Origin of the sequence: Metapseudomonas resinovorans, from assembly GCF_002003485.1 — a bacterium.
GTDB classification, from domain to species: domain Bacteria; phylum Pseudomonadota; class Gammaproteobacteria; order Pseudomonadales; family Pseudomonadaceae; genus Metapseudomonas; species Metapseudomonas resinovorans_D.
Genome location: NZ_BDMA01000038.1, coordinates 38,857 through 49,299, shown reverse-complemented (window position 1 = coordinate 49,299; position 10,443 = coordinate 38,857). Strand labels below are relative to the sequence as shown.

At 64.7% G+C, this 10,443-nt stretch carries 9 protein-coding genes and 1 pseudogene; 2 read left to right on the top strand and 8 right to left on the bottom strand.

Annotation, left to right across the window (positions count from 1 at the left end; translation table 11 throughout):
* Nucleotides 1-263, top strand: a pseudogene (locus MnOB_RS11680) (phosphonoacetaldehyde hydrolase); the annotation flags it as partial.
* Between the two features lie 379 nt (nt 264-642).
* Here MnOB_RS11680 and MnOB_RS11675 read toward each other — a convergent pair.
* Nucleotides 643-984 (bottom strand): FKBP-type peptidyl-prolyl cis-trans isomerase, encoded by a 342-nt coding sequence (locus tag MnOB_RS11675; protein WP_077524393.1) that lies wholly within the window; start codon nt 982-984, stop codon nt 643-645.
* A 90-nt stretch (nt 985-1,074) separates the two neighbouring features.
* Nucleotides 1,075-1,629: an RBBP9/YdeN family alpha/beta hydrolase gene (locus MnOB_RS11670; RefSeq protein WP_077524392.1), complete on the bottom strand. Its 555-nt coding sequence runs from the start codon at nt 1,627-1,629 to the stop codon at nt 1,075-1,077.
* Between the two features lie 258 nt (nt 1,630-1,887).
* On the opposite strand from MnOB_RS11670, the gene MnOB_RS11665 reads away from it, so the two are divergent.
* On the top strand, nt 1,888-2,250 hold the full coding sequence (locus tag MnOB_RS11665) for a DUF3509 domain-containing protein (protein WP_077524391.1): 363 nt from the start codon (nt 1,888-1,890) through the stop codon (nt 2,248-2,250).
* 7 nt (nt 2,251-2,257) lie between these two features.
* On the opposite strand, the gene MnOB_RS11660 is transcribed toward MnOB_RS11665, so the two are convergent.
* From MnOB_RS11660 to MnOB_RS11635, 6 genes are all read right to left on the bottom strand, one after another.
* Nucleotides 2,258-2,713 carry a hypothetical protein gene (locus tag MnOB_RS11660; RefSeq protein ID WP_077524390.1) on the bottom strand — a complete coding sequence of 152 codons (456 nt, stop codon included), beginning with the start codon at nt 2,711-2,713 and terminating at the stop codon, nt 2,258-2,260.
* Nucleotides 2,714-2,846: 133 nt separating this feature from the next.
* Nucleotides 2,847-3,041, bottom strand: coding sequence for a hypothetical protein (locus MnOB_RS11655; protein ID WP_077524389.1), 195 nt, complete (start codon nt 3,039-3,041; stop codon nt 2,847-2,849).
* A 191-nt stretch (nt 3,042-3,232) separates the two neighbouring features.
* Nucleotides 3,233-4,627 carry an efflux transporter outer membrane subunit gene (locus tag MnOB_RS11650; RefSeq protein ID WP_077524388.1) on the bottom strand — a complete coding sequence of 465 codons (1,395 nt, stop codon included), beginning with the start codon at nt 4,625-4,627 and terminating at the stop codon, nt 3,233-3,235.
* Nucleotides 4,624-7,812, bottom strand: a complete 3,189-nt coding sequence (locus tag MnOB_RS11645) for an efflux RND transporter permease subunit (protein WP_077524387.1) — start codon at nt 7,810-7,812, stop codon at nt 4,624-4,626. The genes MnOB_RS11650 and MnOB_RS11645 overlap by 4 nt, the downstream gene beginning before the upstream one ends.
* 11 nt (nt 7,813-7,823) lie before the next feature.
* Nucleotides 7,824-9,065 carry a multidrug efflux RND transporter periplasmic adaptor subunit MexE gene (gene mexE, locus MnOB_RS11640; RefSeq protein ID WP_077524386.1) on the bottom strand — a complete coding sequence of 414 codons (1,242 nt, stop codon included), beginning with the start codon at nt 9,063-9,065 and terminating at the stop codon, nt 7,824-7,826.
* 397 nt (nt 9,066-9,462) lie between these two features.
* Nucleotides 9,463-10,380: a LysR substrate-binding domain-containing protein gene (locus tag MnOB_RS11635; protein ID WP_077524385.1), complete on the bottom strand. Its 918-nt coding sequence runs from the start codon at nt 10,378-10,380 to the stop codon at nt 9,463-9,465.
* Nucleotides 10,381-10,443 lie beyond the last annotated feature (63 nt).

The following is a 10,443-nucleotide window of genomic DNA, read 5'->3' as shown; positions in this document are numbered from 1 at the left end:
ACACCTGGCCGGGCATCCTCGAAGGCCGCAGCGCCGGCATGTGGACCGTGGCCCTGACCTGCTCGGGCAATGCCCTGGGCCTGACCTTTGAGCAGTTCAAGGCCCTGCCGAAAGACAAGCTGGACCAGGAGCGCGCGCGCATCGGCCAGATGTTCGAAGGCTCCCGTCCGCACTACCTGATCGACACCATCGCCGAGCTGCCGGCGGTGATCGACGACATCAACAAGCGCCTGGCCCGTGGCGAGATGCCCCAGTCCAGCTGACAGCCTGCTGACAGATTCGCCCGGTATCCTGCCACCGTCCGGTGACACGATTGCCGGGCGATTCATCTCCCATACCCTGCGATTCCGGCGACGGCCCAGGCCACAAGCCTGTGGTTGGCCGCCTTTGCCCGAACTTGGGAACCACGTCCTGAGGAAGGGATGAAGTCGATTCGGTAGGGTGCGCCGTGCGCACCAGCGGTTTGGCGTGGTGCCGAAGCTGATCGCGGAATCGGTGCGCGCAGCGCACCCTACGGTCCCGCCCGAGCTAAAGAAATCGCCCCCTGCCAGGGGGCCACCGTCATACGAGCGTGGATGTTTATTCAGCGAGTTCGATTCTTCGCGAGCAAGCTCGCTCCTACAGGTTTGCGCGCATGCTGCATCAATCGTCGCGGGTCAGGACTTCCAGCAGCTCGATTTCGAAGCGGAGATTGGAGTTCGGCTTGATATGCGCGCCAACCTGGCGCTCGCCGTAAGCGAGGTGAGCCGGGACGAAGAGCTGGCGCTTGCCGCCGACTTTCATGCCCATCAGACCGATGTCCCAGCCCTTGATTACACGGCCGGTGCCGATCACGCACTGGAAGGGCTTGCCCCGGCTGTAGGAGGAATCGAACTCCGTGCCGTCTTCCAGGGTGCCGCGGTACTGGGTGGTGATCAGGGCGCCCTTGACCACTTCCTTGCCGTCACCCAGCTGGATATCGGTTATCTGCAGTTCGTCACTCATGGGATGTGCTCCTTGGTTCGTTGATCGGGTCCGGCCGTTTGCGCGCAGCCTTTTCGCAGGAAACGCTCGCGATGGCAACAGAGCTTTGCATTACTGCGCCGCCGCGACCTCGGCGGTCTCTTGCAGCTGTGCCAACAAGTCCAGCCCTGCTGGCCAATTACCCAGACCACTGTTGGCATTGATATGCCCACGTGCGCCGATCTCCACCACTTCGCTGCCCCAGTTTTCGGCAAGGCGTCGTGTGTGCTCCAGTGACCCATAGGGATCGTCGCTGCTGGCCACCAGGGTGCTGGGAAAGTCGAATGGGGCCGTTGGGGTTTGGGCGAAGCCGCTGGCCTGGACCGGGAACTCCGGCCCTTGCGGATCAGGCACTGCCACCAGCAGGGCACCCTTGATGGGGGAGTGGGGGCGGGCAGCCCAGTGGGCGACGGCCAGGCACGCCAGGCTGTGGGCCACCAGGACCACGTCGGGGCCGGCGGCTCGAACGGCCTGCTCCAGGTTCGCCACCCAATCCGCACACGTCGGATTGTCCCAGTCCTTTTGCTGGACGCGAACAAAGGCGGGATCGGCCGCTTCCCAGAGCGATTGCCAATGCGCAGGACCGGAGTTGCCGATACCGGGGAGGATCAGGACGGGAGAAGCCATGGCGAGTTCCTTTCGAGGGGCAAGGTCCCTACTAGACGTCATTCGTTGACGACAGGAAAGCCCTGAGGACTGTTTTGAGTGGAATCTCGTGCAGCTTGCACGGGGCTTGGACGGGGGACCGTGCAAGTCACCCGGAAGCGGGGCGGTGCGCTCGTTCCATATGCCTGATTAGCAAGGAAATTTCCCAAAGCGGGAATGGGCATGCCGCGTGCAAGGAACAAGGTCCGAACAACGCAAGGTCCGACAGGAGTGTTCCGCATGAAGCTGCCATTCACTGCCTTCTATGACGCCTTCCCGCAGCATCAGGTCGACGTGAAGCCGCGTCCTGATGGGTCGCTGCTGCTCACGCTGATCGGTCAGGACGGCGAGTCATTCTGCAAGGCCGTCGACAACGAGGCCTTCTACAGCGACGAGCGAGTGCGCCAGGTGATCCGGGAGGTGCAGCGGGACATGAAGCTGGAATCGGGTGAAGTGCACTGGCGCGACAAGGGGATCGATTGGGTATCCCGCGAGTTGCCCACCTACCAGGGCGGGCCCATTCACATGACGGCGGCCAAGACGCTGGTAGCGCGGCGCAAACAGACCGTCAGGTCGCAGAACCGTCGTACCCCAGTGGTCTGACGTTCAGTCAGCGCGACCAGACGCCGTGGGCGCGAAGAGCGGCGTCGGCATCCATCTCCAGCAGCGTGGTACGGGTATCGAGCAGATGCGCGAGCAAGCTGGCCACGGCCCGGCGCTGAACCGGTGAGCAATGCTGGAAGAAAGCGTTTTCCGCGCCGCTGTAGTCGAGATGGAAAACCATCTGCCAGCCATACCAGTCTATTTCCGGCACAGGCTCGGCCAACGCGAATTGCGCCAAGGCAGGAAAGTAGTAGGCGATGCCTTCGGGCGAGCAGAAACAGATGGGGTCCCAACCGGCATTGCCGACATCCGCGTGTTGCAGTGTTTCGCGGTCACGACTGCATAGCAGCGCGTCGTGTTCTGCGCATTCGCAGCAGTGCTGGAAGTTGGTGAAGTGCTCCGGGCGCCGGCAGTCGCCGAAGGCGGTGTCTATGGCGGCGAGGATCTGGGCGTCGGTGGGCATGGGTGGGCTTCGTCGGCGGTCGGCATGACGCTAGCCGGCGATTGTCGAAGTGGCAAGCGTGTCGATGGCATCCATCACGCTTGATGCTAGAGGCAGTGGGATGGGGCAGGTAATCCTGCCCCGTCCCTGTGGCTTAGCCACGTTTCGCTTTTTCGGCGAGTTCCTTCTGCTGCGCGACTTCTTCCTGGGCTTTGCGTTTCTGCTGCTCGACCTGGGCCAGGCGGGTCTCGTAGCGCTTGATAACGCGGTCGCCGCCGCCGGAGGCCATTGCGGAACCGGCGGAAAGGGCTACGGCAAGCAGGGTGGCAGTGGTGATAAGGGTTTTCATGGATAGTCTCCTGTCGAGATCTAGGGGTTGAGTATCCAGAGCCAGACTCCGAATTCGTTGCCGCCGTCCTTGGCACAGTCAGTGAGCTCCGGTGGACAGCCACGCAGAGCGGGAAAAAAAAGCCCGCGGCGAGGAGCTCAGACCCGCGGGTGAAATTGCCGGCCGGGCAGGCCGGACAAGGGAGGAACGGTTTACGCCTGGGGCTGCCAGCCGCCGCCGAGGGCCTTGTAGATGGCGACGATGCCGCGATAGACCTCGACTTCGGCCAGGGCCTGCGCGTCTTCGGCGGCCAGGCGCTCGCGTTCTGCGTCCAGCAGCACGAGGAAGTCCACGGTGCCTTCGCGATAACGCGTTGCAGCCTGTTCGGCGGCGGCGCGGGTGGCTTCCGACTGGCGAACCAGGGACACCAGCCGTTCCTGGCGCTTGCCGTAATCGCTGAAGGCGTTCTCAGATTCTTCCAGGGCCAGCAGCACTTGCTGCTCGTAGCTGGCTAGCGCGCCCTCGGCGTCGGCTTCGGAGGCGCGGATCTGGGCCCGGACGCTGCCGAGGTCGAAAGCCGCCCAGGAAATGGTCGGTGCCACGGCCCAGGCGCGGGCGGCGGACGAGCCGATCTGCGAACCGCGTCCGGCGGTGAAGCCGAGGAAGCCCGACAGGCTCACGCGCGGGAACAGGTCAGCGGTGGCCACGCCCACGCCGGCGGTGGCAGCGGCCAGTTGGCGTTCCGCCGAGCGCACGTCCGGACGGCGGCGCAGCAACTCGGCAGGGTCGCCGATGGGCAACGCCTTGGCGATCACCGGCAGGGGCTTGGGCGAAAGGTCCACGGATAGCTGTTCCGGTCGCTGGCCAAGTAGCGTGGCGATGCGGTTGCGGGCGCGCGCTTCCTCGGCCTGCAACTGCGGCACGCTGGCTTCGGTGGCGGCCAGGCGACCATCGGCGCGCAGCACATCCAGTTCGCTGCCGACGCCGGCGTCACGCAGTTGCTCGGTCAGGCCACGGGATTCCTTCTGGTTCTCCAGGTTCTCGCGGGCGATGTGTTCGCGCAGTTGGGCTCCGCGCAGGTTGCCGTAGGCATCTACCAGTTCCGCGATCAGGCTTACCTGCAGTTGTTGCAGGTCGGCCTGGGCGGCGTCGGTTTCCGCTTCGCTGGCTTCGATCTGCCGCTGGATGCGACCGAACAGGTCCAGTTCCCAGGCCATGTTCAGGCCCAGGTCGTAACGCTCGGCATTGACCCGCTCTTCGGTGACGCCGGGTTGCTGGCCCTTGCCGATCTCGGCGCTGGCGCCGGCAGTGACCACCGGGAACTGGTCGTTGCCGACGTCATCGCGGATGGCGCGGGCGGCCTTGAGGCGGGCGAAGGCGATGCGCAGTTCGCGGTTTTGCTTGAGTGACTCCTGGACCAGTTGGTTCAGGGTCGGGTCGTCGAACTGTTGCCACCAGACGCTCTCGAAGCGGGTGCGATCGACCTTCACAGCCTCGGAGGAGGCGAGCCGCGCGGGCTCGCTTTCCGGGGCCTTGTAGTCCGGGCCCACGGCACAGGCGGAGAGCGCCAGGGCCAGCAGGGCAGGGGCAAAAGCCTTGTACATCATGCGTGGGCTTCCTTCAGTTTCTCGGCGCGAGCGGCCTTGCGGGCTTCGCCTTTCTCGACGAAGCCGCGGATCAGGACATAGAACACCGGGGTCAGCAGCAGGCCGAAGAAGGTCACGCCGATCATCCCGCTGAACACCGCTACGCCCATGGCATGGCGCATTTCGGCGCCGGCGCCGGAGGACAGCACCAGGGGCACCACGCCCATGATGAAGGCGATGGAGGTCATCAGGATCGGGCGCAGGCGCAGGCGGCAGGCTTCCAGGACGGCGGCGACGCGGTCCAGGCCTTCTTCCTGTTTCTCCTTGGCGAACTCGACGATAAGGATGGCGTTCTTGCACGCCAGGCCCACCAGTACGATCAGGCCGATCTGGGTGAAGATGTTGTTGTCGCTACCGGCCAGGATCACCCCGGTGATGGCGGAGAACAGCACGGTCGGCACGATCAGGATCACCGCCAGCGGCATGCTCCAGCTCTCGTACTGCGCGGCCAGCACCAGGAAGGCCAGGAGCACGCAGAGCGGGAAGATGAACACCGCGGTATTGCCAGCGAGGATCTGCTGGAAAGTCAGGTCGGTCCACTCGTAGGTCATGCCGTTGGGCAGCTCTTCGTCAAGCAGCTTGCCGATTGCCGCTTCGGCCTGGCCGGAGCTGTAGCCGGGGGCCGCAGCGCCGTTGATCTCGGCGGTGATGAAGCCGTTGTAGTGCATCACGCGGTCGGGACCTGCGCTGTTCTCCACCTTGACGAAGGTGGACAGCGGGATCATCTCGCCACGGTTGTTGCGCACCTTCAGTTGGCCGATCTGCTCGGGCTCCAGACGGAACTGCTGGTCGGACTGGACGTTCACCTGGTAGGTGCGGCCGAAGCGGTTGAAGTCGTTGGCGTACAGCGAACCCAGGTACACCTGCATGGTGTCGAAGATGTCGCTGATGGCCACGCCGTGGGTCTTGGCCTTCTCGCGGTCGATGGCGGCATCCACCTGCGGCACGTTGACCTGGTAGCTGGTGAACACCGACATGGGGTTCAGCTCCGGCAGCTGGCGCGCCTTGGCGATGATGTTCTGGGTCTGCTTGTACAGCTCCTCGTAGCCCAGGTTGCCACGGTCTTCGACCTGCAGGCGGAAGCCGCCGATGGTGCCGAGACCCTGTACCGGGGGCGGCGGGAAGATCGCGATGTAGGCGTCCTGGATGTCGGCGAATTGCTTGTTCAGCTCGGCCGCGATGGCGCCGGCGGACATGGACGGGTCCTTGCGCTCATCGAAGGGCTTGAGCGGGGTGAACACGATGCCGCTGTTCGGGCTGTTGGTGAAACCGTTGATGGACAGGCCGGGGAAGGCCACGGTGTTCTCCACGCCCGGATGCTTGGAGGCGATCTCGGACATGCGCTTGATCACGGCCTCGGTGCGGTCGAGGGTGGCGGCGTCCGGCAGTTGCGCGAAGGCGACCAGGTACTGCTTGTCCTGCTGCGGCACGAAGCCGGTCGGGGTGCTGGAGAAGCCCAGGTAGCCGAGCACCAGCAGGCCGCCATAGATCAGCATGGCGATGCTGCTGCCACGCAAGACGCGGCGCACGGTGCGGACATAGCCGCCGCCGGCACGCTCGAACATGCGGTTGAACGGGCCGAACAGCCAGCCGCCGAACAGTTTGTCGAGCACGCGGGAGAAGCGGTCTTTCGGCGCGTGGTGGTCTTTCAGCAGCACGGCGGCCAGGGCCGGCGACAGGGTCAGCGAGTTGAAGGCCGAGATCACCGTGGAGATGGCGATGGTCAGCGCGAACTGCTGGTAGAACTGCCCGGTGAGGCCGGAGATGAAAGCGGTGGGTACGAACACGGCGCACAGCACGAGGGCGGTGGCGATGATCGGGCCGGTCACTTCCTTCATGGCCTGGCGGGTCGCATCGATGGGCGATTTGCCGAGGCCGATATTCCGTTCGACGTTCTCCACCACAACGATGGCGTCGTCCACCACGATGCCGATGGCCAGCACCAGGCCGAACAGCGACAGCGCGTTGAGCGAGAAACCGAACAGGTGCATCACCGCGAAGGTACCGATCAGCGACACGGGCACGGCGGCCAGCGGGATGATCGAGGCGCGCCAGGTCTGCAGGAACAGGATCACCACCAGGACCACGAGCACGATGGCTTCGAGCAGGGTGTGGACCACCGCTTCGATGGAGCCGCGCACGAAGATGGTCGGGTCATAGACGATTTCGTAGTCCATGCCCTGGGGGAAGTTCTGTTTCAGATCGGCCATGCGGGCCCGGACGGCATCGGAGATTTCGATGGCGTTGGAGCCGGGGCGCTGGAACACCGGAATGGCCACGGCCGGCTGGTTGTTCAGCAGCGAACGCAGGGCGTACTGGTTGGAACCCAGCTCGACACGGGCGATGTCCTTCAGGCGAGTAATCTCGCCGTCGTCACCGGCACGGATGATGATGTTCTCGAACTCTTCCTCGGTGACCAGGCGGCCCTGGGTGTTGATCGAGAGCTGGAAGCTGTTGCCGGCATTGGACGGCGGCGCACCGAGGGCGCCTGCGGCGACCTGGCGGTTCTGCTCGCGGATGGCGTTGACCACGTCGGTGGCGGTGAGGTTGCGCGAGGCTACCTTGTTCGGGTCCAGCCACACACGCAGGGAATAGTCGCCCATGCCGAACAGCTGCACGTCGCCCACACCGTCCAGGCGCGCGAGCTCGTCCTTGACGTTGAGCGCGGCGTAGTTGGACAGGTAGAGCATGTCGTAGCGGTTATCCGGCGAGGTCAGGTGCACGACCATGGTCAGGTCGGGCGAGGCCTTGTCCACCGTGATGCCGATTCGGGTGACTTCCTCCGGCAGCTTGGGCTCGGTACGGGTCACGCGGTTCTGCACCTGTACCTGCGCGTTGTCCAGGTCGGTACCCAGGGCGAAGGTGATGGTCAGGGTCAGCTTGCCGTCCGCCGTGGCCTGGGAGGACATGTAGAGCATGCCTTCCACGCCGACGATGGCCTGTTCCAGCGGCGAGGCGACGGTTTCACCGATCACCTTGGGGTTGGCGCCGGGGAAGCTGGCGCGTACCACCACTGTCGGCGGTACCACTTCGGGGTATTCGCTGATGGGCAGTTGGAACAACGAGATGGCGCCGCCGATCAGGATCAGCAGTGACAGCACGGCGGCGAAAATCGGCCGCAGGATGAAGAACTGGGAGAAATTCATGACGTGCTACCTCAGCCCCGCGGACCGACGGAAGGTTTGGCGTTCTGCTCGGCAACGCGCGGGGCGTTGCGCTCTTCCACGGACTGGCGCAGGCGTGCCAACTGGTCGAGGGTGGCCTCGTCGGCCATGGGCACCGACTGCGGCTCCACCGGGGCTCCCGGCATGGCGCGCTGCAGGCCGTTGACCACGATCTTCTCGCCCTTGGCCAGGCCGGTGCGGATGATGCGCAGGCCTTCCAGCTTTGGCCCCAGTTCGATGGAGCGGTAATTCACCTTGTTGTCGTCACCCAGTACCAGGACGAACTTCTTGCCCAGGTCGGTGCCGATGGCTTCGTCCTTGACCAGCGCGGCGGGGTAGGTCTCGCTGCCGACCAGCTTGATGCGGGCGTAGAGGCCGGGGGTGAAGCGGCCGTCCTTGTTGTCGAACACGGCGCGGCCACGAATGGTGCCGGTGCGCGGGTTGACCTGGTTGTCGAGGAAGTCCAACTGGCCCAGGTGCGGGTTGCCGGTTTCGCTGGACAGGCCCATGTACACGGGACTGGCCGCGCGGGTGTCGGTGCCGGCTTTGCGCGCCAGTTCCACGTACTTGAGGAAAGCGCGCTCGTCGGCGTCGAAGTAGGCGTAGACCTTGTCGGTGGAAACCACGGAGGTCAGCAGCGACTGGCTGGCGTTGACCAGGTTGCCTTCGGTGATTTCGGCCCGGCTGACGCGGCCATCGATGGGCGCGGTCACGCGGGTGAAGCTGAGGTTGAGCTTGGCGTTGTCGAGTTCCGCCTGGGTGGCGGCGACGGCGGCCTGGGCTTCGGTGGCAGCGCTGGTACGGGCATCGGCCAGTTCGGCGGAGATGGCATTGCTCTGGCGCAGGCGCTCGCCACGGCGGGCTTCATTGGCGGCACGGTTCTGGTTGGCGCGGGCTTGCTGCAGCTGGGCTTCCAGGCGCTTGACCTCGGCCTCGAAGGGGCGCGGGTCGATCTGGAACAGCAGGTCGCCTTTCTTCACCAGGCTGCCTTCATCGAAGGCTACGCGGTCGATGTAGCCGGAAACGCGCGGACGGATCTCGACGGATTCCGGCGCCTCCAGGCGGCCGGTGAACTCGTCCCATTCATTGAGCGGCTGTTCGATCACCTCGGCGACGCTGACCTTGGGCGCGGCGTGCGAAAGCGCGGCGTCCGGTGCCTTGCCACAGGCGACCAGCACCACCGCTGCTGCGAGGGTGAGTGGGTACCGCCAGAGATTCTTGTGAGTTGCTTCCATGGGACAGCTCCGCCAATTGGTTTTATGAATGGGCGGAGTCTGCTTGCTGGGTTTCGACCAGACGAATCAAACACCCTGAAGATGAATATCACTGGAAGTGATTGATCGGGGCGGGGTTATGGATTCGGGAACTGTAGGGGCGATTTCAATCGCCAAGGGATGCGCAGCATCCCCTGAGCGTCTGATGGGCAGACCTGCGGCCTGCTTGGCGAATGAATTCGCCCCTACAGGAAAAGCTGCCCGTTGCTCGGGGCCAATCCCAGGTACGAACCTTGTAGGGGCGATTTCAATCGCCAAGGGATGCGCAGCATCCCCTGAGGGTCTGATGGGCAGACCTGCGGCCTGCTTGGCGAATGAATTCGCCCCTACAGGAAAAGCAACAGAAGTGCAGGCGGGGCTATTCCAGACTATCCGGATCGCCGCAATACATCTGGATGCGCGAGCGCAGCCAGCGTTCGGCGGGGTCGTTGTCCTGGGCGCCGCGCCAGGCCATGGACAGCTCGAAGGACTGCACCGGCAGGGGCGGGTCTTCGGCGCGCAAGCCACCCGCGGCGGTCAGGGCGGCGGCGGTGTAGTCCGGCACCATGGCCACCAGATCGGTGCCGGCGAGCAGGGTGCCCAGGCCGTTGAACTGGGGCACGGCCAGGACCACCTTGCGGGTTTTTCCGAGCTTGGCCAGATCTTCGTCGACGAAGCCACCCAGATCGCCGGCGAAGGACACCAGGGCGTGGGGGCGAGCGCAGTAGTCGTCGAGGCTCAGCGCGCCGGGCACGGAGTCGGCGCGCAGGACCTTGGACTTGGACCGACGCAGGGTCTTGCGCTTGGCGTTCGCCGGCAACTCATCCGTGTAGGCGACGCCCACCGATATTTCGCCGGATGCCAGTAGGTTGGGCATCAACAGATAGTTGGTGCGCCGCACCACCAGCACCACGCCGGGTGCTTCGGCGCGCAGACGGCGCAGCAGGGCGGGGAGCAGGCCGAATTCCACGTCGTCCGACAGCCCAATGCGGAAGACCGCGTTGCTGGTGGCCGGATCGAAGTTGGCGGCGCGGCTGACGGCGGTGGAAATGGAGTCCAGCGCCGGGGAGAGCAGAGCGAAGATTTCCATGGCCCTGGCCGAAGGCTCCATGCTGCGGCCAGTGCGGACGAACAGCGGGTCGTCGAACAGGGTCCGCAGGCGGGCCAGCGCCGCGCTGATGGCCGGCTGCCCGAGGAACAGCTTTTCGGCCGCACGCGTTACGCTGCGCTCATGCATGAGCGTCTCGAACACTATAAGAAGGTTGAGGTCAACTCTTCGCAGGTCGTTCCGGTTCATGGAATCATCCGTAATTAATGTGTGAAAGGTGCAATTCCACACGACCCGTCGTCAAGGCTCACA

What these genes read in the sequence shown, in the direction of transcription:
- MnOB_RS11675 (WP_077524393.1), bottom strand. Translation starts at nt 984, where the DNA reads ATGAGTGACGAACTGCAGATAACCGATATCCAGCTGGGTGACGGCAAG.
- MnOB_RS11670 (WP_077524392.1), bottom strand. Translation starts at nt 1,629, where the DNA reads ATGGCTTCTCCCGTCCTGATCCTCCCCGGTATCGGCAACTCCGGTCCT.
- MnOB_RS11665 (WP_077524391.1), top strand. Translation starts at nt 1,888, where the DNA reads ATGAAGCTGCCATTCACTGCCTTCTATGACGCCTTCCCGCAGCATCAG.
- MnOB_RS11660 (WP_077524390.1), bottom strand. Translation starts at nt 2,713, where the DNA reads ATGCCCACCGACGCCCAGATCCTCGCCGCCATAGACACCGCCTTCGGC.
- MnOB_RS11655 (WP_077524389.1), bottom strand. Translation starts at nt 3,041, where the DNA reads ATGAAAACCCTTATCACCACTGCCACCCTGCTTGCCGTAGCCCTTTCC.
- MnOB_RS11650 (WP_077524388.1), bottom strand. Translation starts at nt 4,627, where the DNA reads ATGATGTACAAGGCTTTTGCCCCTGCCCTGCTGGCCCTGGCGCTCTCC.
- MnOB_RS11645 (WP_077524387.1), bottom strand. Translation starts at nt 7,812, where the DNA reads ATGAATTTCTCCCAGTTCTTCATCCTGCGGCCGATTTTCGCCGCCGTG.
- mexE (WP_077524386.1), bottom strand. Translation starts at nt 9,065, where the DNA reads ATGGAAGCAACTCACAAGAATCTCTGGCGGTACCCACTCACCCTCGCA.
- MnOB_RS11635 (WP_077524385.1), bottom strand. Translation starts at nt 10,380, where the DNA reads ATGAACCGGAACGACCTGCGAAGAGTTGACCTCAACCTTCTTATAGTG.